This window comes from Pseudomonas sp. 44 R 15 (genome assembly GCF_900004965.1).
In the GTDB taxonomy this organism is placed as follows: domain Bacteria; phylum Pseudomonadota; class Gammaproteobacteria; order Pseudomonadales; family Pseudomonadaceae; genus Aquipseudomonas; species Aquipseudomonas orientalis_A.
In genome coordinates, this window is record NZ_CVTU01000114.1 from 184025 (window position 1) to 204985 (window position 20961).

Annotated in this window: 20 protein-coding genes; 13 read left to right on the forward strand and 7 right to left on the reverse strand. The window is 62.2% G+C overall.

Annotated features, from left to right (window positions below):
• Window positions 1-176 precede the first annotated feature (176 nt).
• Both BFP93_RS23390 and BFP93_RS23395 read left to right on the forward strand, forming a co-directional pair.
• Window positions 177-1496 (forward strand): MFS transporter, encoded by a 1320-nt coding sequence (locus tag BFP93_RS23390; RefSeq protein WP_065895100.1) that lies wholly within the window; start codon window positions 177-179, stop codon window positions 1494-1496.
• 150 nt (window positions 1497-1646) lie between these two features.
• The gene (locus tag BFP93_RS23395) at window positions 1647-2279 is read left to right on the forward strand and encodes a flavin reductase family protein (protein ID WP_065895101.1); all 633 of its coding nucleotides are present in this window, start codon (window positions 1647-1649) and stop codon (window positions 2277-2279) included.
• Window positions 2280-2386: 107 nt separating this feature from the next.
• On the opposite strand, the gene BFP93_RS23400 is transcribed toward BFP93_RS23395, so the two are convergent.
• The gene (locus BFP93_RS23400; RefSeq protein WP_065895102.1) at window positions 2387-2620 is read right to left on the reverse strand and encodes a hypothetical protein; all 234 of its coding nucleotides are present in this window, start codon (window positions 2618-2620) and stop codon (window positions 2387-2389) included.
• Window positions 2621-2661: 41 nt separating this feature from the next.
• The gene (locus BFP93_RS23405; RefSeq protein ID WP_065887569.1) at window positions 2662-3003 is read right to left on the reverse strand and encodes a putative quinol monooxygenase; all 342 of its coding nucleotides are present in this window, start codon (window positions 3001-3003) and stop codon (window positions 2662-2664) included.
• A 327-nt stretch (window positions 3004-3330) separates the two neighbouring features.
• On the opposite strand from BFP93_RS23405, the gene BFP93_RS23410 reads away from it, so the two are divergent.
• Complete coding sequence (locus BFP93_RS23410; protein WP_065895103.1) at window positions 3331-4260, forward strand: AraC family transcriptional regulator; 930 nt, start codon at window positions 3331-3333, stop codon at window positions 4258-4260.
• Window positions 4261-4381: 121 nt separating this feature from the next.
• Here BFP93_RS23410 and BFP93_RS23415 read toward each other — a convergent pair whose 3' ends face one another.
• From BFP93_RS23415 to edd, 4 genes are all read right to left on the reverse strand, one after another.
• Window positions 4382-5851: an ATP-binding protein gene (locus BFP93_RS23415; protein ID WP_065895104.1), complete on the reverse strand. Its 1470-nt coding sequence runs from the start codon at window positions 5849-5851 to the stop codon at window positions 4382-4384.
• Complete coding sequence (locus BFP93_RS23420; RefSeq protein WP_065895105.1) at window positions 5841-6575, reverse strand: response regulator; 735 nt, start codon at window positions 6573-6575, stop codon at window positions 5841-5843. Before BFP93_RS23420 ends, BFP93_RS23415 begins: the two co-directional genes overlap by 11 nt.
• A gap of 122 nt (window positions 6576-6697) precedes the next feature.
• Window positions 6698-7654, reverse strand: coding sequence for a glucokinase (locus tag BFP93_RS23425; protein ID WP_065887565.1), 957 nt, complete (start codon window positions 7652-7654; stop codon window positions 6698-6700).
• Window positions 7651-9477, reverse strand: a complete 1827-nt coding sequence (gene edd / locus BFP93_RS23430; protein ID WP_065887564.1) for a phosphogluconate dehydratase — start codon at window positions 9475-9477, stop codon at window positions 7651-7653. Before edd ends, BFP93_RS23425 begins: the two co-directional genes overlap by 4 nt.
• Before the next feature lie 222 nt (window positions 9478-9699).
• Here edd and gap point away from each other — a divergent pair, with 222 nt between their 5' ends.
• From gap to BFP93_RS29770, 9 genes are all read left to right on the forward strand, one after another.
• Window positions 9700-10701 carry a type I glyceraldehyde-3-phosphate dehydrogenase gene (gene gap / locus BFP93_RS23435; protein WP_057723881.1) on the forward strand — a complete coding sequence of 334 codons (1002 nt, stop codon included), beginning with the start codon at window positions 9700-9702 and terminating at the stop codon, window positions 10699-10701.
• Between the two features lie 213 nt (window positions 10702-10914).
• On the forward strand, window positions 10915-11433 hold the full coding sequence (locus tag BFP93_RS23440; protein ID WP_065895106.1) for an RNA polymerase sigma factor: 519 nt from the start codon (window positions 10915-10917) through the stop codon (window positions 11431-11433).
• Window positions 11434-11508: 75 nt separating this feature from the next.
• The gene (locus BFP93_RS23445) at window positions 11509-12477 is read left to right on the forward strand and encodes a FecR family protein (protein ID WP_065895107.1); all 969 of its coding nucleotides are present in this window, start codon (window positions 11509-11511) and stop codon (window positions 12475-12477) included.
• A gap of 117 nt (window positions 12478-12594) precedes the next feature.
• Window positions 12595-15159, forward strand: a complete 2565-nt coding sequence (locus BFP93_RS23450; protein WP_065895108.1) for a TonB-dependent receptor — start codon at window positions 12595-12597, stop codon at window positions 15157-15159.
• Window positions 15160-15295: 136 nt separating this feature from the next.
• Window positions 15296-15904, forward strand: coding sequence for a biliverdin-producing heme oxygenase (locus BFP93_RS23455; protein WP_065895109.1), 609 nt, complete (start codon window positions 15296-15298; stop codon window positions 15902-15904).
• A gap of 95 nt (window positions 15905-15999) precedes the next feature.
• Complete coding sequence (locus BFP93_RS23460; RefSeq protein WP_065895110.1) at window positions 16000-16404, forward strand: YbaN family protein; 405 nt, start codon at window positions 16000-16002, stop codon at window positions 16402-16404.
• A gap of 144 nt (window positions 16405-16548) precedes the next feature.
• On the forward strand, window positions 16549-17385 hold the full coding sequence (locus BFP93_RS29760; protein ID WP_370737810.1) for a cache domain-containing protein: 837 nt from the start codon (window positions 16549-16551) through the stop codon (window positions 17383-17385).
• Window positions 17386-17424: 39 nt separating this feature from the next.
• Window positions 17425-17895, forward strand: a complete 471-nt coding sequence (locus BFP93_RS29765; RefSeq protein WP_370737811.1) for a HAMP domain-containing protein — start codon at window positions 17425-17427, stop codon at window positions 17893-17895.
• 78 nt (window positions 17896-17973) lie between these two features.
• Window positions 17974-18678, forward strand: a complete 705-nt coding sequence (locus BFP93_RS29770; protein WP_370737813.1) for a methyl-accepting chemotaxis protein — start codon at window positions 17974-17976, stop codon at window positions 18676-18678.
• A gap of 123 nt (window positions 18679-18801) precedes the next feature.
• Here the strand turns inward: BFP93_RS29770 and BFP93_RS23470 are convergent, their stop codons facing one another.
• Window positions 18802-19365, reverse strand: a complete 564-nt coding sequence (locus BFP93_RS23470) for an NAD(P)H nitroreductase (protein WP_065887556.1) — start codon at window positions 19363-19365, stop codon at window positions 18802-18804.
• A gap of 139 nt (window positions 19366-19504) precedes the next feature.
• Between BFP93_RS23470 and BFP93_RS23475 the strand changes: the two genes are divergently transcribed.
• Window positions 19505-20944, forward strand: a complete 1440-nt coding sequence (locus BFP93_RS23475; protein WP_065895111.1) for a di-heme oxidoreductase family protein — start codon at window positions 19505-19507, stop codon at window positions 20942-20944.
• Window positions 20945-20961 lie beyond the last annotated feature (17 nt).

Sequence of the window (20961 nt, forward strand, 5' to 3'; positions counted from 1 at the left end):
CAGCCATAAGCGGATTTCCGCTCATCACCCCAAAACCATCAGCGACTTTCCGCTCAAAAAAACCTCGCAACCCTTCTATCCCGGGCCTTCATCCACCTGGCACAGCTTCTGCTATAGCCCAAGCCAGGCAGTGCTCAAGCACGCTTCATAAAAAAAACTAGATGAAGGATCCTTCAATGGATAACTCCAATACCTTGCCTCTGGGGTCGGCAACTGCGCCGGCGAAAGAACGCACGACCTCCAGCCGGATCAAATCAATCTTCAGCGGCTCCGTGGGCAACATGGTCGAGTGGTATGACTGGTACGTCTATGCCGCCTTCTCGCTGTACTTCGCCAAGACCTTCTTCCCCAAAGGCGACACCACCGCCCAATTGCTCAACACCGCCGCGATCTTCGCCGTGGGCTTTCTGATGCGCCCTATCGGCGGCTGGCTGATGGGCCTTTACGCCGACAAAGTCGGGCGTAAAAAAGCCTTGATGGCCTCGGTCTACCTGATGTGTTTCGGCTCGCTGCTGATTGCCCTGAGCCCAAGCTATGAACTCATCGGTATCGGCGCACCCATCCTGCTGGTATTCGCCCGCTTGCTGCAGGGGTTGTCGGTAGGTGGCGAGTACGGCACCTCTGCCACGTACCTCAGCGAGATGGCGACCCGGGAACGCCGCGGTTTCTATTCCAGCTTCCAGTACGTGACCCTGATCTCCGGCCAGCTCATCGCGCTGGGTGTGCTGATCGTGCTGCAGCAAACCCTGACCACCGAACAGCTGTATGCCTGGGGCTGGCGCATTCCGTTCGCCATCGGCGCCCTGTGCGCAGTGGTCGCGCTGTACCTGCGTCGCGGCATGGAAGAGACCGAGTCGTTCACCAAGAAGGAAAAAGCCAAGGAAAGCGCCATGCGCACCTTGATGCGCCACCCCAAGGAACTGCTCACCGTGGTCGGCCTGACCATGGGCGGCACCCTGGCGTTCTACACCTACACCACCTACATGCAGAAATACCTGGTGAACACTGTCGGCATGAGCATCTCCGACTCCACCACCATTTCGGCGGCGACGCTGTTTCTGTTCATGTGCCTGCAACCCCTGGTGGGCGGGCTGTCGGACAAGATTGGCCGGCGCCCGATCCTGATCGCCTTCGGCGTCCTCGGCACCCTGTTCACCGTGCCTATCCTCACCACCCTGCACACCATCCAGACCTGGTGGGGCGCGTTCTTCCTGATCATGGCCGCGCTGATCATCGTCAGCGGCTATACCTCGATCAATGCGGTGGTCAAGGCCGAGCTGTTCCCGACCGAAATCCGCGCCCTCGGTGTGGGCCTGCCGTATGCCCTGACCGTGTCAATCTTCGGCGGTACCGCTGAATACATCGCCTTGTGGTTCAAGAGCATCGGCATGGAGACCGGCTACTACTGGTACGTGACCGCGTGTATCGCGGTGTCGTTGCTGGTCTATGTGACCATGAAAGACACCCGCAAGCATTCGCGGATCACCACCGACTAACTGCATGATGAGATAAAACCTGTGGGAGGGGGCTTGCTCCCGATAGCGGTGGGTCAGTCAGTAATGTATAGACTGACCCACCGCTATCGGGGGCAAGCCCCCTCCCACATTGGGTATGATGTGGGCTCCAGAATTGAGAGCAGACAGGTTATGTCCGACGATATCCATTTCTACGAACCCGCCAACGGCCACGGCCTGCCCCATGATCCGTTCAACGCCATCGTCGGCCCACGTCCGATCGGCTGGATCTCGTCACACGACCGCGAAGGTCGCCTGAACCTGGCGCCTTACAGTTTCTTCAACGCGTTCAACTACATCCCGCCGATCATTGGGTTTTCCAGCGTCGGGCGTAAAGACAGCCTGAACAATATCGAGCAGACCGGCGAGTTTGTGTGGAACCTGGCGACCCGCCCGCTGGCCGAGCAGATGAACCAGAGTTGCGCGGCCGTTGCGTCGGACGTGGATGAATTCGAACTGGCCGGCCTGACGCCGGTGGCTTCGAAAGTCGTCGGCGTACCGCGGGTGGGCGAAAGTCCGGTGTCGTTCGAATGCAAGGTGACGCAGATTATCCAGCTGCAACGCGCCGACCAGCAATTGGTCCCCAGCTGGCTGGTGCTGGGCGAAGTGGTCGCGGTGCACATCGCCAAATGGCTGCTCAAGGATGGGATCTACGACACGGCGGCCGCCGAGCCGATTCTGCGCGGTGGCGGCCCGGCGGATTATTTCCAGTTAGGCCCTGAAGCGCTCTTCAAAATGTACCGGCCAGGCGCCACAAAACCCTGACTGAAATGCAGTCAAACTGTGGGAGGGGGCTTGCCCCCGATGACTAGGTATCAGCTGCACATTTGCTGGCTGACAAACCGCTATCGGGGGCAAGCCCCCTCCCACATTTAGTCCCAAATCAGCTGGCCTTCCGCATCCACATCGACCAGGCGCTCAAGCTCCACCGCCGCCGCATCATCGGCATCGGACGCGGTCTTGAAGGTCTGACCGTCCAGGATCTTGTGAAACCTCGGAGCGCCCATGCCATCGAGTGCCTTGACGGCAACGGCGGCGCTGTAGCCACTCTCTCCCGGTACGACGGCGGAAACGGCTTCGTGGTGGGCAAACTGTTTACGTGCCATGTTGCAGTTCCTGGCCAATGAAAAGTCGGCCATTCTAACCCCTAACCGGCCAGTTGCAGGTACTCGCCGTAGGCGTTGACGGCGGATGCGTCGGTGAAGGTCTGGAAGTCCATGCTGCGCACGACCATGTCGTTCAACAACTCGGTGAAGATCATCAGGGCCGGGGAATTGAAGTAGGCGCTCATCGCCTGCTCGCTGCTCCATAAACCTGTGACCAACCACACATCGGGGTCGACCTGGGAATGCTGCAACGAAAATTGCAGGCAACCCTGAGCTTGTCGGCCCGGTTCGATCAAACTGCTCAAGCGTGCACCCAGCTCGGTGCTGCACCCGTTACGGGCACGGATAAAGGCCATATGGCTCGCGGGAATGGGGGTGGACATGTTCGACTCTCCCGTTGAGAAGTGATGCTCGGCAAGCACTGTGAGGGCGTGTTGCCACAGGATCAAAGATAGCGGCGCAGGGTTGGGCGCGGTTAGTCAATTCCTGCAGGCTTATTGCACAATCCTGCGAGAAGCGTAGGCAGGACGTTTGCGCAGCCGTTTTATTCCACGCCCGAGCGGCTTGTTTCAGGGACATGACAGGCGCTTTGCTTGCCTGATTCACGAAAGGCCGCAGGATCAGGCAAGGATTGTGCAGAATCGACGTAACACTTTTGAAAACCCACCGCTAAGCTGAGCCCCATCAAATTCGCGTGTAGAGGACGTCTCATGCCGTCGCCCGACCTCAAGCCCACTCCCCTCGATGCCGAGATGGAAAAGCAGCGTGCCGAACTGGCCAGCATCGTGCACCGCCATACCTGGGAAGACGGTTCCTACGGCACGGCGATCACCTCGCTGTACCTGAACCGCCACAACACGCCGCGCGACTTCATGCCGGTGCTGGTGGAGCCGGCACTGTGCATCCTCGCCAGTGGCAGCAAGGAAGTGCGCCTGGCCGACGAAATCTTCGCCTATGACCCGCTCAACTATCTGGTGTTCTCGGTGGCCATGCCGGTGGCCGGGCGGATTATCGAGGCCACGCCGGAAGACCCCAACCTGTCGGTGCGCATCAATATCGACCCGGCCCAGCTCACCGCATTGATTGCCGAAGCCGGGCCGATGGGCGTGCCGTCGCGTCCTACGTCCCGTGGCATGTACGTCGACCGCATCGACAATCAACTGCTCGACGCCGTGCTGCGCCTGACCCGCCTGCTGGACACGCCCAAAGATATCGCGATGCTTGCGCCGCTGATCAACCGCGAAATTCTCTACCGTTTGTTACGTGGGCCCCAGGGCTATCGCCTGTATGAAATTGCCGTCGCCAACAGCCAGAGCCACCGGGTGAGCCAGGCGATCAAGTGGTTGAACGGCAACTACGAACAGCCGCTGCGCATCGATGACCTGGCCCGGGAAGTGAACCTGAGCGTCTCGACCCTGCACCACCGTTTCAAGGCGATCACCGCCATGAGCCCGCTGCAATACCAGAAACAGCTGCGCCTGCAGGAAGCTCGGCGACTGATGATTGCCGAAGGGCTGGAGGCGTCGGCGGCGGGGTATCGAGTGGGGTATGAAAGCCCGTCGCAGTTCAGCCGGGAGTACAGCCGGTTGTTTGGTGCGCCGCCCTTGCGGGATCTGGCCAGACTGCGCCAAAGCATCTGACCGCGCGCGGACCTAATGTGGGAGGGGGCTTGCCCCCGATAGCGGTGTATCAGTCAGCTCATTTGCAACTGACCCACCGCAATCGGGGGCAAGCCCCCTCCCACATTGGGTCCGGGCGCAGTCAGTCTAATCCGCGGGGTAGCTTCAGAGTGACGCGCAGGCCGCCTTCGCGCAGGTTCTGCAAACTCACTTCGCCCCCATGGCTGTGGGCAATATTGCGCGCAATGCCCAACCCCAGCCCATAGCCCTGCTGCTGCCCGGCCAGGCGAAAGTGGGGCTCGAACACTTGTTCCAGGCGCTGTTCCGGCACGCCGGGGCCTTCGTCGTCCACGTGCAGGATGAACTCGGCGCCATCGTCCTCGATGTGCAAATGGGCGTTTTGTCCGTATTTCAGCGCATTGTCGATCAGGTTGCCGATACAGCGCTTGAGCGCCAGCGGCTTGCCCGGGTAGGTGGCCAGGGCCTGCCCATGCTGGGTCACTCGCCCGTTGCCATTGGGCGCAAGGTAGGGCTCCACCAGGCATTCGAGGACGTGGTTGAGGTCCACCGGCTGGATGTTCTCGTGGATATCGGTGTCTTTCACGCATTGCAGCGCGCCCTTGACCAGCAATTCCAGCTCATCCAGGTCACGCCCGAACTTGGTCTGCAGGTTCTCATCGTCGAGCAGTTCCACGCGCAGGCGCAGGCGCGTGATGGGGGTGCGCAGGTCGTGGGAGATTGCGCTGAACAACTGGCTGCGCTCGGTCAGGTAGCGGCTGATGCGCTCACGCATGGCATTGAACGCACGCCCCACTTCCACCACTTCACTGCCGCCGCCTTCGGCCACCGGCTCCACGTCCGCGCCCAGGGACATGTCCCGCGCCGCCCGCGCCAGGCGCTTGAGCGGTCGGCTTTGCCAATGCACCAGCAGGCCGATAAACAGCAGCAGGAAGCCGCTGGTCAACACGATAAACCACACCTGCTGGGCGGGCAGGCCCTGCTCTTCAAGGCTGGTGTAGGGTTCGGGCAACAGCGAGGCGATGTACAGCCATTCACCCTGCGCCAGCTGAATCTGGGTGACCAGCACCGGCGGGTTGACCGGCTCCAGGGTCAGCGCGTAGTGGGCCCAGGAGCGCGGCAGTTCGTCGAGTTTGAGGCCGGCATTGAAGATGCGCAGGTCTTCGGCGCTGACGAACTCCACCGAGATATGCACATCGGCGCCGAGGGTCTGGCGCAACACGTCGTCCACAGCCACCAGCACCGCCTGCTTGCGCGGGGTTTCGGGCAATACCTGCATGTCCAGCGGACGATCATTGAGGGTCACCACAAAACGCGTGCCGCCCATGCTGCGCAACTGGTCGAGCACCAGCGGGCGATAGGCCACCGGCAATGAACGGAAGTAACTCACGCTGGCGGTCATCGAATGCGCCAGGCTACGGGCGCTGGTGACCAGGCCTTCCAACTGCGTGGCGCGCAGCTGCGAGACCCAGATCACGCTGGACAGCGCCTGGGCGAACAACACGGCGAGCAAGGTCAGCAGCAACATGCGCCCCAGCAGCGAGCGCGGCACGGGAAAACGGCGGCGGCGTTCGCTCAGGTGTTCAGTGGGCATTGCCGGCAACCACGCTGGCTGCCAGTTGATAGCCGCTGCCGCGCACGGTGCGGATCAGCCGCGGAGGTTTCTCGGTATCGCGCAGGCGTTGGCGCAGGCGGCTGACGGCCATGTCGACGATACGGTCCAACGGCATCAGGTCGCGGCCACGGGTAGCGTTGCCGATGGTGTCGCGGTCGAGGATCTGTTGCGGGTGGTCGAGAAACAGCTTGAGCAAGGCAAAGTCGGCGCCGGAGAGGATCACCTCTTCGCCGTCCACGTGAAACAGGCGGTGGCTGACCGTATCGAGGCGCCATTCGTCGAACACCAGCACTTCGCCACCGCTGCTGCGCTCCTGGCCGAACTGGCAGCGACGCAGCAGCGCCTTGATCCGCGCCTGCAACTCGCGGGGGCTGAACGGCTTGCCGATATAGTCATCGGCGCCCAGCTCCAGGCCGATCACGCGGTCAGCTTCGTCGGAACTGGCGGTGAGCATGATGATCGGCACCTGCGCCTGGCGCGGGTGCTGACGAACCCAGCGGCAGAGGCTGAAACCGTCTTCATCCGGCAACATCACATCGAGGATCACCAGGTCGCACGGCGCCTCGCTCATCGCCTGGCGAAACCCCGCGCCATCGGCCACGCCACGGACCTGGAAGCCGGCGCGACTGAGGTAGGTCTGCAGCAATTCGCGGATTTCCTGGTCGTCGTCGACGAGGAGAATGGATTTACTGATTGCGCTCACGGGGTCCTCCTTGTTATGGGGTGTTCTTGAGGGCCTCATCGGGGGCAGGCCCCCTCCCACCTATCGATTTGTGAATACCTTCAAATGTGGGAGGGGGCTTGCCCTCGATAGGCCATCACAGCCTAAGCAAATGCCTGCTCAAGCGCCACACCCGCCCCGGTCAACCCGGAATACGGTGCCGTCACCAACCATACCGGAATGCCCTTGAAGTAGTCGCTCATGCAGCCTTTATCGGCGAAGCTCCTGGCAAAACCGCTGTTGATAAAGAAGTCGGCAAACCTCGGTATCACCCCGCCCACGATGTACACGCCACCACGCCCGCCGGTGGTGAGCACGTTGTTGCCCGCCACCCGGCCCAGCCAGATGCTGAATTGGTCCAGGACTTCCATCGCCACCGGATCGCCAGCCAGGCCCGCCGCCGTGATGGCTTCGGGTGTGTCCAGCACCGGTGTGTGCCCGTCCACCGCACAGATCGCCCGGTACAGGCGCGGCAAACCGCCGCCGCTCAAGGCGGTTTCGGCGCTGACATGGCCGATCTCGCTGTGGATGTGCTGCCACAACTGGGTTTCGCGCGCACTGCTCAGGGGCAGGTCGACATGGCCGCCCTCCCCCGGCAATGCCGCAAAGCGCCCTGCGCCAAGGTCCAGCAGGGTGCCGACGCCCAGGCCGGTGCCCGGGCCGATCACCACCGCCGGGCGCAACGGCTCCGGGGTGCCTTCGCACACCACGCGGAATTCGTCGGGCTGCAGGCGGGTCATGCCCAGGGCCATGGCCGAGAAGTCATTGACCAGCAGCAATTCATCCACCTGCAACGCCTGGCAAAACGCGGTCTTGCTCAGGCGCCAGTGATTGTTGGTGAACTTGAATTCATCGCCGCTCACCGGCCCGGCCACCGACAGGCAAACTGCGCCGATATCGCCGATATTCAAGCCTTCTTCCGCCAGATAGAACCTGATCGCGTCTTCAGGGCTGGCGTAGTCCGCCGTTGCATGCACACGAATCGAATGCAATGCCTGATCCCGCCACAACGCAAAACGGGCGTTGGTACCCCCGATATCACCGACCAGCGCTAACTTCACTTAAGCGTCTCCAAGGCAGAGGTAAAGGCGCTGGCGCCCTGCTCTGCGGAGCTTGCGGCCAAGCGCATGAATGCAAACAACTCGCGACCGGCGCCCACGTTATTGCCCAACAGGCCAGTGGCAGGCGTACGCGCTGCAAATACGTCGGCGTCCACCTTAAGCTCCAGGGTGCCGGTGACGCCATCGACGCGAATGATATCGCCATCCTGGACCCGCGCCAGCGGCCCGCCGCTCTGGGCTTCGGGGTTGACGTGGATCGCGGCGGGAATCTTACCCGAGGCGCCGGACATACGCCCGTCTGTTACCAACGCCACTTTGAAACCACGGTCCTGCAACACGCCGAGGAACGGGGTCATCTTGTGCAATTCGGGCATGCCGTTGGAGCGCGGGCCCTGGAAGCGCATCACCGCAACGAAGTCTTTTTCCAGTTGGCCCGCCTTGAAGGCATCGGCCAGGTCCTGTTGATCCTGGAACACCACCGCCGGGGCTTCGACCACCTGATGCTCCGGTGCGACCGCAGACACTTTCATCACCCCACGGCCAAGGTTGCCTTCCATCACACGCAAGCCGCCTTCGGGCGAAAACGCACGGGCCACGGGGCGCAGGATGGTTTCGTCGAGGCTTTCGATGGGGCCGTCGCGCCAGATCAGTTCGCCGTCGACCAGGAACGGCTCCTGGGTGTAACGGCTCAAGCCCTTGCCCGCCACGGTGTTGACGTCTTCGTGGAGCAGGCCGGCTTCGAGCAGTTCACGGATCAGGAACGACATGCCGCCCGCCGCCTGGAAGTGGTTGATGTCAGCCTTGCCGTTCGGATACACGTGGGACAGGGTCGGCACCACCTCGGAGAGGTCGGCCATGTCCTGCCAGGTCAGGATGATGCCCGCCGACATGGCGATGGCCGGCATGTGCAGGGTGTGGTTGGTGGACCCGCCCGTGGCGTTGAGGGCGACGATGGAGTTGACGATGGATTTTTCGTCGACGATCTCGCCGATCGGTGTGAAGTTGCCGTTGGCCTTGGTCAGGCGCGTGACCTGGTGCGCGGCCTCGCGGGTCAATGCATCACGCAGCGGCGTGTACGGGTTGACGAACGAGGCGCCCGGCAGGTGCAGGCCCATGACTTCCATCAACAGTTGGTTGGTGTTGGCGGTGCCGTAGAAGGTGCAGGTGCCGGGGCTGTGGTAGGACTTCATCTCCGACTCCAGCAGCTCTTCGCGGCTGGCCTTGCCTTCGGCGTAGCGCTGACGCACATCGGCCTTCTGCTTGTTGGAGATACCCGACGGCATCGGCCCGCCGGGCACGAAGATCATCGGCAGGTGACCGTAGCGCAGCGCGCCCATCATCAGGCCGGGGACGATCTTGTCGCAGATGCCCAGCATCAGCGCGGCATCGAACATGTTATGGGACAGCGCTACCGCCGTGGACATGGCGATGACTTCACGGCTGAGCAGGCTCAGCTCCATGCCCGGCTCGCCCTGGGTGACGCCGTCGCACATGGCGGGCGTGCCGCCGGCGAACTGGCCGACCGAGCCGACTTCGCGCAGGGCTTTTTTGATCTGTTCGGGGAAATGTTCGTACGGCTGATGCGCCGAGAGCATGTCGTTATATGAAGAAACAATTGCCACGTTGGCGGCATTCATCATGCGCAGGCTGTTTTTGTCCTCGGTGCCGCAACCGGCCACGCCATGGGCAAAGTTGGCGCATTGCAGCTTGCCGCGCATCGGACCGTCGCTGGCGGCGCCGCGAATGAGCGCAAGGTAGGCCTGGCGGGTGGCGCGGCTGCGGGCGATAAGCCGTTCGGTGACCTCAAGAACGCGGGGATGCATGTATAGAACTCCAGGCTAACGGATGTGGCGACCTGAGAGTCTATGCTGATCAAACGCCCACGGCTCATGGGATGGCAGGGGGTCGTTTGGATCATCGGACCAGTTGATTCAGGTCACTCGTTGTAGATTGAACAAAATATTGCCACTAAAAAGGCTTGTTTTCTATTTTTATGCGAATAATCTTGTAATTCTTACAACAAATCGACGACAGGCACTTTTCCAATGACTCTACGTATCGCAATCAATGGTTTTGGCCGTATCGGCCGTAATGTCCTGCGCGCACTGTATACCCAAGGCTATCGCCAGGATTTGCAGATCGTCGCCATCAACGACCTGGGCGACAGTTCGATCAACGCCCACCTGCTCAAATACGACACCGTACATGGCACATTCGACGCAGAGGTCACCCACGATCAGGAAGGCCTGACCGTCAACGGTGACCGGATTGCCGTGAGTGCCATTCGCAACCCGGCCGACCTGCCGTGGGCCGCGCACAAGATCGACGTGGTGTTCGAATGCACCGGCCTGTTCACCGACCGTGACAAGGCTGCCGCCCATATCAGCGCCGGCGCGCGCAAGGTGATCATCTCCGCACCGGCCAAGGGCGCGGACGCGACCGTGGTCTATGGCGTAAACCATGACATTCTGCGTCAATCGCACCAGATCATCTCCAACGCTTCGTGCACCACCAACTGCCTGGCACCGGTCGCCCAGGTGCTGCACCGCGAGCTGGGCATCGAAAGCGGCTTGATGACCACCATTCACGCCTACACCAACGACCAGAACCTGACCGATGTCTACCACACCGACCCGTACCGCGCGCGTTCGGCCACCCAGAACATGATCCCGAGCAAGACCGGCGCCGCCGAAGCCGTCGGCCTGGTATTGCCGGAACTGGCGGGCAAGCTGACCGGCATGGCCGTGCGCGTGCCGGTGATCAACGTGTCGCTGGTGGACCTCACCGTACAGCTGAAAAAAGAAGCCACGGCCGACGAAGTCAACGCGCTGTTGAAACAGGCCAGCCAGCACTCGAAGATCCTCGGCTACAACACACTGCCGCTGGTTTCCAGTGACTTCAACCATAACCCGCTGTCGTCGATCTTCGATGCCAACCACACCAAGGTCAGCGGCAAGCTGCTCAAGGTGCTGGCGTGGTACGACAACGAATGGGGCTTCTCCAACCGGATGCTGGATAACTGCCTGGCGCTGTGTAACGCCGAATAATCCCTCTGGGATCTCGCTTGTGCCTGCTCGTTCCCACGCTCCGCGTGGGAATGCCGCCCCGGACGCTCCGCGTCCCGCTATGGAGGTCGTGACGCGGAGCGTCACAGGATGAATTCCCACGCAGAGCGTGGGAACGATCAAGCGCAAAGTGCCACTTGCCATTTCAGTTGATGATAAGCATTATCATTCACTGCATGTCAGTCTGGTATCACTGTGAGCCAATCTCGCTTCAACCACGTCTTTCTCGCCCAACGGGTGATCCTGCTGCGCACGCTGCAGCGCATGGTGAATAACCACAGCACCGCCGAGGACCTGTTGCAGGAAACCTACCTGCGCGTGACTCGGGCCTTGAGTGAACGGCCGATCGACCACCTTGAACCCTTCGTCTACCAGACCGCGCGCAACCTGGCGCTGGATCATCTGCGTTCGCGCAGGATCCAGGCCCGCACGCTGCAGGAAGATGTCCCGCTGGATATCCTGCAAAGCGTCGCCGCCCCCATCAGCACGCCCGAAGACGCCACCCAGGCCGAGCAATTGCTTGAGCACCTGAGCGTCAGCCTGGGCCAGTTGAGCGCGCGCCAGCAACGCATCTTCATCCTCAGCCGCCTGCACGGTTGCAGCTACCAGGAAATTGCCGATCAGTTGCAGGTGTCCTTGAGCACCGTGCAAAAGGAACTGAAATTGATCATGGCCATCTGTGTAGGTGTGGCCGAACGGTTGGATCAGCCTTAAGCTTCATCCGACAGAGGTATCGATCCAGGCTGTAGGAAATAACGAATAAAACGTGGCGAAGACCCGAGGAACACCGTGACGGACCCGAATAAACTGCGCCCCCATGAGCTGGCTCATGAGGTGCTGCAAGACACGGCCATGGACCAAGCGCTCGATTGGCTGATCGCCTTGCAGTGCCCGCAACCCGGCCAGCAAGCCGCTTTCCAGGCCTGGCTGGCGCAGGACGCGGCGCATGCCCATGCGTTCAGCAAGGCCCAGTCCGCCTGGGGTGGCGCGCCGGTGCACAGCGCCGCCGTGGCGTTGGCCGCGCCGCGCAGACCAAGCGCCTGGCGCCGGATCAAACCGCATTGGAAACCCCTGGCCACCGCTGCCGTGCTGCTGCTCGGCCTGTTCAGCTTCAGCAACCTGCCGGTACGCCTGCAGGCCGACCACCTCACCGTGGTCGGTGAGCGTCAGCGTCTGCAGCTGGATGACGGCTCCAACGTACTGCTGAACACCAATTCGGCGTTTTCCAGTCGCATCCAGGATCACCAGCGCATCGCCCGCCTCTACCAGGGTGAAGCGTTTTTCGACATCGCCCCCGCCCGTGGCCTGCCGCTGGAAATCGACGCCGGCCCGGTGCGCGCCAGCGTACGCGACACCGCCTTTGCCGTGCGCTATCTGGACGGCGAAGCCCAGGTGCAAGTGCAACGCGGTGATGTCGACCTGAGCAATACCTTCGACGACGCCCGGGTGCGCCTGAGTGCCGGCCAAAGCATTCGCGTCGGCCCCAAGGGCTTTAGTCAGCCGGCCAAGCTGGACGCCGGCAAGGACCTGGCCTGGGTCCAGGGCCGACTGGTGTTCGAAAACTGCCCGATGAGCGAAGTGCTGGCGGAGTTGCGCCGCTATTACCCGGGCTGGATCGTCAACACCAACGACAAGCTCGCCAGCGTCGCCGTCACCGGAAACTATCGCCTTGACCAACCGTTGGACGTGGTGCGTTCCCTGGCCCACATCACCTCGGCCAAGCTGTCGGAATACCCGGCGCTGGTGATTTTGAACTGAATGAGAAATATTTTTACTCGATGTTAACCGGCGATACGTCTCGTTATAGCCAATGCAACTGATTCCTATTTGGTTTCTGTTCGCAACTATAAGATTCGTATTTGCGGAGCGCTCTCGATGTCCTCTCGTTTCAACCGCCGGTCTTGTTCCCCCGTTCTGTCCTTGCTGACCGCCGCCATCCTGATGGCCGGCGTGCCGGCAATGGCCGCCACTGCCGCCGAACCTGCGCCGCGCAGCCACGGCAACTACCACTTCAGCATCGAACAGCAGCCGCTGGTGGCGGCGCTGAACGCGTTTACCGGCGTGACCGGTTGGCAAGTGGGCCTACCGGCCGAGTTGGGCCAGGGTGTGTCGTCCCCGGGCGTGCGCGGTGCGTTGTCGCCGGAGAAAGCGCTGGAGCGGCTGTTGGTGGGGACCAACCTGAGCTACCGCAAACTGGGCAACAACAACATCGTCCTGGAAAAACGCGCCGCCGGCAGCGCCCTCAACCTGCAGCAAGTGACCATCAGCGCCACCCGTACCGAGCAGGCTGTCGACAGCGTACCGAGCATGGTCAGCGTGCACGATCGCCAGGAACTGGACCGCCAGAACGTCAACAACAGCCGGGAGCTGGTGCGCTACGAACCGGGCGTGTCCGTGGGCGGCGCCGGCACCCGCTCGGGCAACGCGGGCTATAACATTCGCGGTATCGACGGCGACCGCATTCTGACCCAGGTCGATGGCGTGGAAGTGCCGGACAGCTTCTTCAACGGCCCTTACGCCAAGACCCGGCGCAACTACGTCGACCCGGAAATCGTCAAGCGCGTGGAGATCCTGCGCGGCCCGGCGTCGGCCCTGTACGGCAGCAGCGCCATCGGTGGCGCAGTGAGTTATTTCACCCTCGACCCGGATGACATCATCAAGCCCGGCCAGGACGTCGGCGCGCGCCTGAAAACCGGCTACAGCTCCGCCGACGAAAGCTTGCTGACCTCCGCCACCGTCGCCGGCCGCGTGCAGGATGTCGACGGTTTGCTGCACCTGAGCCAGCGCAACGGCCACGAAACCGAATCCTATGATGGCAACAACGCCACCGGCCTCGCCCGCACCGGCGCCAACCCGGAAGACGCGCGCACCACCAACGTGCTGGCCAAACTGGGCTGGAATTATGGCGACGACAACCGCCTGGGCCTGACCTACGAAAAATACAAGGATGATCGCGACGTCAACCTCAAGAATGCGGTAGGCGGCCCGTTCATTGGTGGCCGTGGTTTCAATCTGTACCGTGACCGTCGCGGCAACGACACCATTACCCGCGAACGCTTCGGCCTGGAAAACAGCTTTGCCCTTGAGTCGCCGGTCGCCGACCGCATCAAGACCAGCCTCAATTACCAGATCGCCAAGACCGACCAGACGACCGCCGAAATCTATCAGTCCGGCCGCCGTGTCTTGCGCACCCGCGACACGCTGTACGAAGAAAAGCAGTGGGTCTTCGATGCACAGCTGGACAAGGCCTTCAGCCTCGGCGACACCGATCACCAGGTGACCTACGGCACCACCCTCAAGCAGCAGAAAGTCACAGGCTCCCGTGAAGGCGGCGCCACCTGCCTGGCGGTCGGCAGCGGCTGCACCGCCATCGGCGCGCCGAGTCCTTCGGCCAGCGACAGCGTGAAGAAAGCCAGCGACTTCCCCGACCCGACCATCAACACCTATTCGCTGTTCGCCCAGGACCAGATCACCTGGGACAAGTGGACCTTCCTGCCCGCCGTGCGCTACGACTACACCCGGCTCAAACCCAAGCTGACCGAGGAATTCCTCAGCACCGTGAACCCCACCGGAGCGGACACGGTCGACGGCAAGGACAAAACCTGGCACCGCGTCACGCCCAAGTTCGGCCTGACCTATGCCCTGACCGATCAATACACCTGGTTCGGCCAGTACGCCGAGGGTTTCCGCACCCCGTCCGCCAAAGCGCTGTATGGCCGCTTCGAAAACCTCAACCTGGGCTACACCGTGCAGCCCAACCCCGACCTCAAGCCGGAAACCAGCAAGGGCATCGAGACCGGGCTGCGCGGCAAGTTCGACGAAGGCTCGTTCGAGATCGCCGTGTTCTACAACAAGTACCGCGACTTCATCGACGAAGACAACGCAGTGTTCGGCGGTACCGTCGAACAGTTCAAGGCCGTGAATATCAAACGCGCCACCGTCAAGGGCGCCGAAGCCAAGGGCCGCCTGAACCTGGATGCATTCGGCGCGCCGCAAGGCCTGTACACCCAAGGCGCGATCTCCTACGCCCATGGCCGCAACAACGACAACGGCGAGCCGCTCAACAGCGTCAACCCGCTCAAGGGCGTCTTCGGCCTGGGCTACGACCAGGACAACTACGGCGGCCTGGTGAGCTGGACCCTGGTCAAGAAACAGGATCGTGTCGACAGCAGCACCTTCCACGCCCCCGACGGTGACACCAGCGGCCCGTTCAAGACGCCGGGCTTCGGCATTCTTGATCTGACCGCCTACTACAAGGTCACCAACGACGTGACCGTCAACGGCGGCATCTACAACCTCACCGACAAGAAGTACTGGAACTGGGATGACGTGCGCAGCTACGACAGCGTCGGCGAAGCCGCAGTGACCGGCCCGGCCAACCTTGATCGGCTGACCCAGCCGGGACGCAACTTTGCGATCAACCTGATCTGGGACATCTGACGAAACCTGCCGCACCTCGCCGCAATGATCGTGCGGCGAGGTGAGGATTTTTTACTGTGCCGCGTCTCCCTGTTCGTCTAGTTGATAACCGCTCTCTTTAGAGCCACAAGGCGCTACCCCCCTCAAGGATTTTTTCATGACCGCATCTCCTACCGCAGAACGTCCAGCCCTGCGCTCCCAGCGCCTGAACCAGATCACCCATGAGCCGCACGCCAAGCTCGACGCACTGGTCAAGGCGCACGCCCCGTTTGAGACCCAGGCCAACTTTGCCCGCTTCGTGGTGGCGCAGTACCTGTTCCAATCGGAGCTGGTCGCGCTGTACAACGATGCCGAATTGAACCGGATCATCCCGGACCTGGCCGAGCGCTGCCGCGCCGAAGCGGCCAGGCTTGATCTGGGCGACCTCGACACCGACGTACCGGCGCCGGTTGCCGGTGCCGTGAGCAACCCGGGCAAGGCCCAAGCCCTGGGCTGGCTGTTCGTCTCCGAGGGCTCCAAACTGGGCGCCGCGTTCCTGATCAAACGGGCCGTGGGCCTGGGCCTGAGCGAGACCTTCGGCGCCCGCCACCTGGGCGAACCGGCGGGCGGTCGCGCCGAGGGCTGGAAACGCTTTACTCGCATCCTCGACGGCCTGCAGTTCAGCGCCGAAGAAGAAGCCGCGGTAGAAAAAGGCGCCATCGATGCGTTTGTACGCTTCACCGTATTGCTGGAACAGGCGTACGCTACGGCCCCTGAACTGGCCTGACCTACTGATTGAAGTGCAATCAACTGTGGGAGGGGGCAAGCCCCCTCCCACAGTTGGAACGCATTTCACATTGTTTTTCTGTGATAACCCTACCTATGACCGGCAAAACCCAATCCACCTCCAGGATCGCGCAGATACTCTACGGCCTGCTGGCCTACGTCAGCCTGGGGATCGGCCTGGTGGCGATTGTCATACCGGGTTTGCCCACCACCGAATTCATCCTGCTGGCCGCCTGGGCCGCGACCAAAAGCTCACCGCGCCTGAGCGCCTGGCTGGAAAACCACCGTCTGTTCGGACCGATCCTGTTCAACTGGCGCAATGGCAAGATCATTGCGCGCCGGGCCAAAGTCAGCGCCACCGTGAGCATGCTGCTGTGCGCCGTCCTGATGCTGGTGATGCTCGACCATGGCTGGCCAATCTATCTGGCGATTGCCGGGATGAGCCTGGGCAATCTGTGGATCTGGTCGCGCCCCGAACGCTTGGCCTCCACGCCCCCGTAAACGCCACCGCTCTTCGATTTATCTCATGAATACCCCACCTGTGCCGATAGTGCAGGTAGCGTCAAATGGACTTGGCCATACGAGTGAGTAATCGGCTCTGCTTGTCCGCTTGCATTCTAATAAGTAAAAACGCGAGTAAACGCCATGTTCAACGCAGTCTCCATCCGATTGAAAATCGTGCTGTTGTCCGGTCTTTGCCTATTGGGCGTAATTGCGCTGATAGTCGGTATCAACCTCTACGAAACCAACCAGAACCACAAGCTGATCAGCGCGTCGAGCTCGCGGACGCTCACTGCCAGCGTGCAGGACCTGCTGCAGACCAAGGCCGCCGAACAGGCCGCGTACGTGCAAAAAACCTTCAGCGAAAGCCTGATGGCCGTCACCGCCCTCGCCGACCAGGTCAAGGACCTGCACACCATGGGCACCCGGCACTCGATCGACGCAGCGACCTTGCGCGAAGCGCTCAACCAGAGCACCAAGACCACCTTCGAACGCAATACCAAGGTCCTGGGCGTGTGGCTATCCTTCGACCCCAACGCCCTGGACGGCAAGGACAGCGACTTCATCAACGACACCGCCCGCGGGTCCAACGACGCCGGACGCTTCTCCATTTACTGGACCCGCACCGGCGGTGCAGGCGCGAACTCGGTGATGGCGGAAGCGGACCTGGTCAAGACCTCTACCACCCTCAGCGGTACAGCCGGCGATATCTGCCAGCGGGAAAGACGAGGCACCTGCCTGCTGGACCCGTATGAAGACAACGTGGCGGGCAAACCCATGTTGATGACCAGCATTTCCCTGCCCTTGCTGATAGACGGCAAGGTGCTCGGCATTGTCGGTATCGATATTGCGCTCAACGCCCTGCAAGCCTCGGCCGACGCCGCCCAGCACGAGCTGTTCGACGGCGCGGGGCACCTGCAGATGGTCGCCAGCAGCGGCTTGCTGGCAGCCTACAGCGGCCAGCCGGACAAGATCGGCTAGAACATCGGCGATGTGTTGAGCGTCGAGGGTAAGGAGGTCATGCAACTGTTGGCCAGTGGCCGCCGTGAGATTCTTCAACAGGATGATGTGATCCGGGCCGTCTACCCGGTCAAACCGATTGCCGAGGCCGCAACGTGGGGTGTGGTCATCGACCTGCCCAAAAAGGTGCTGCTTGCCGACTCGATCAAGCTGCAGGACTTTCTCGACAAGGCCCAGGCCAGCGGCACCCTCAAGGCCCTGCTCGTCGGAGCCGCCGCCGCGCTGTTCGGTTTGCTGCTGATCTGGCTGACCGCCACCGGCGTGACCCGGCCCATCAATGGGGTGGCGGCCATGCTCAAGGACATCGCCAGTGGTGACGGCGACCTGACACAGCGCCTGACCTACACGAAGAAAGATGAACTGGGCGAACTGGTCAGTTGGTTCAACCGCTTCCTCGACAAGCTGCAACCGACCATCGCCCAGATCAAGCAAAGCATCACCGAAGCGCGGGTCACGGCCGATCAGTCTTAGGCGATCGCCCGTCAGACCAGTGAAGGCATGCAGGTGCAGTTCCGCGAAATCGATCAGGTGGCCACCGCGTCCAATGAAATGAGCGCCACCGCCCATGAGGTGGCCAACAGCGCATCCAGCGCCGCCAACGCGGCACGCGAGGCGGACCAGGCAGCCCGTGAAGGCACGTCGATCATTGAGCAAAGCACCCACGACATCACCACCCTCGCCGAAGAAGTCAGCAAGGCCGTGGCGGAAGTGGAAGCCCTGGCGGTGAACAGCGAGCAGATCGGCTCCGTGCTGGAAGTGATCCGCAGCATTGCCGAGCAGACCAATCTGCTGGCCTTGAACGCCGCGATTGAAGCCGCACGCGCAGGGGAAAGCGGGCGAGGCTTTGCAGTCGTGGCCGACGAGGTGCGCAACCTGGCCAAACGTACCCAGGATTCGGTGGAACAGATTCGCCTGGTGATCGAGCGCATTCAGACCGGCACCCGCGGCGTGGTGGCGACCATGCATTCCAGCCAGCATCAGGCCCAGAGCAATGCCGGGCAGATCCATCAAGCCGTGCAGGCACTGGGCAAGATCAGTGACGCCGTGACCGTGATCAGCGACATGAACCTGCAGATCGCCAGTGCCGCCGAAGAGCAGAGCGCGGTGGCCGAAGAGGTCAATCGCAACGTCTCGGCGATCCGCACCGTGACCGAAACCCTCACCGGCCAGGCCACCGAGTCGGCGGCCATCAGCAGCCAGCTCAACGCCCTGGCCAGCCAGCAGATGAAGTTGATGGATCAGTTCAGGGTTTAAACAACAGAGCAGGTCAAATGTGGGAGGGGGCTTGCCCCCGATAGCGGTGTATCAGTCAATAAATGCGTGGCTGACACACCGCATCGGGGGCAAGCCCCCTCCCACATGTTGACCGCGCGCCGCTTAAAGACCGGTCCAGGCCTGGACGAACGCCGCCACATCCTCCTTTGGCGCGGTGCGCGGCGGGTTTTGCGGCGTGCCCAGGTACAGGAAGCCGATCACTTCTTCATCTGCGCTCAGCCCCAGCCCTTTGGCCACATGGGCCGAATAGGACAACTCACCGGTGCGCCACACCGCGCCAATCCCTTGCGCATACGCCGCCAGCAGAATGCCGTGAGCGGCGCAGGCGGCGGCCAGCAATTGTTCGGACTTCGGCACTTTGAAATGCTCCTGCAGGCGCGCAATCACCACCACCACCAGCGGCGCCCGCAACGGGCCGTTCTGGGCCTTGTCGATGGCGGCTTGCGGGGCGTCGGCATCCTGCAAACGCGCGGCTTCGGCCAGCAACGTGCCCATGCGCTCACGGGCCGGGCCTTCCACGGTGAGGAAACGCCACGGGCGCAACTGGCCGTGGTCGGGCGCGCGCATGGCGGCGGCGAACAGCACATCGCGCTGCTCCTGGGTCGGTGCCGGTTCCAGCAAACGCGGCACGGAAACACGGTTGAGCAAAGCGTCGAGAGCCTGCATTGGCCACCTCCAGAAAAAAATGTACGGTCATTCTAGCGGAATGCATCGGGCCGCCACCAAACGATAATTGCTCTTATTCAAACTGCCCTGCCCTGTTAGACTTTGCCACCGGATTTTTCGCCTTCGTTCAGGAAACTCGATGTTCCGTTCGCTACTACGCCTGTGCGCAGCATTGATGGCCCTGGGCCTGACTGCCTGCGACGACGCCCCAAGGTTCACCCAGGCTGAGCCGGGTGAAGCACGGGCCGGCGGCGCGGCGACCGTGAACAAGCGCGACCAGAACGCGTTCTCCCTGCCCTCGGCCAACCTGGCGCCTACCCGCCGCCTGGACTTCAGCGTCGGCAACAGTTTCTTTCGCAGCCCTTGGGTGATCGCGCCCTCGACCACCACTGCGCGTGACGGCCTGGGCCCGCTGTTCAATACCAACGCCTGCCAGAACTGTCATATCAAGGACGGCCGGGGCCACCCACCGCTGGCCGATGCGCCCAATGCCGTGTCGATGCTGGTGCGCCTGTCCATCTCCCCGCCTGCTACAGAGCTGGCGCCTTACGCCAAACTCATCGAACAGCTTGGCGTGGTGCCCGAGCCGGTCTACGGCGGCCAACTGCAGGACATGGCCGTGCCGGGTGTGGCGCCGGAGGGCAAGGTGCGCGTCGATTACACACCGGTCAACGTCAGATTCAAGGACGGCACGGTGGTCGAGCTGCGCAAGCCCGAGCTGCAGATCACCCAGCTTGGCTACGGCCCGATGCACCCCGACACGCGCTTTTCTGCGCGCATCGCGCCGCCGATGATTGGCCTGGGTTTGCTCGAAGCCATCAGCGACGCCGACATCCTGCGCAACACCAACCCGAAAACCGCCGACCGTGAAGCCATCGTCGGCCGGGCGAATCAGGTGTGGGATGACGCCGAGCAAAAGACCGTTTTAGGGCGCTTTGGCTGGAAAGCCGGGCAACCCAACCTCAATCAACAAAATGTTCACGCATTTTCCGGTGATATGGGCCTCACCACGTCCCTGAGACCCTTCGATGACTGCACCGGCGCCCAGGTGGCCTGCAAACAGGCACCCAACGGCAACGGCCCCGAGGGCGAGCCGGAAGTCAGCGACAACATTCTGCGCCTGGTGCTGTTCTATACGCGTAACCTCGCCGTGCCGCTGCGCCGCGACGTCGATGCGCCGCAGGTGCTGGCCGGCAAGAACCTGTTCTTCCAGGCCGGCTGCCAGGGCTGTCACAAGCCGACGTTCACAACGGCGGCCAACGCCTCCGAACCCGAACTGGCCAATCAGCTGATCCGCCCCTACAGCGACTTGCTGCTGCACGACATGGGCGAAGGCCTCGCCGATAACCGTACCGAATTCAAGGCCGGTGGCCGCGACTGGCGTACCCCGCCGTTGTGGGGCATCGGCCTGACGCAAACCGTGAGTGGTCACACCCAGTTTCTGCATGACGGCCGCGCCCGCAACCTGCTTGAAGCCGTGCTCTGGCATGGCGGCGAGGCGCAAGCGGCGCAGCAGCATGTGTTGTCATTCAACGCCGAGCAGCGCGCCGCGTTGCTGGCGTTCCTGAATTCTCTATAAGCTTTGCCCCAATTACA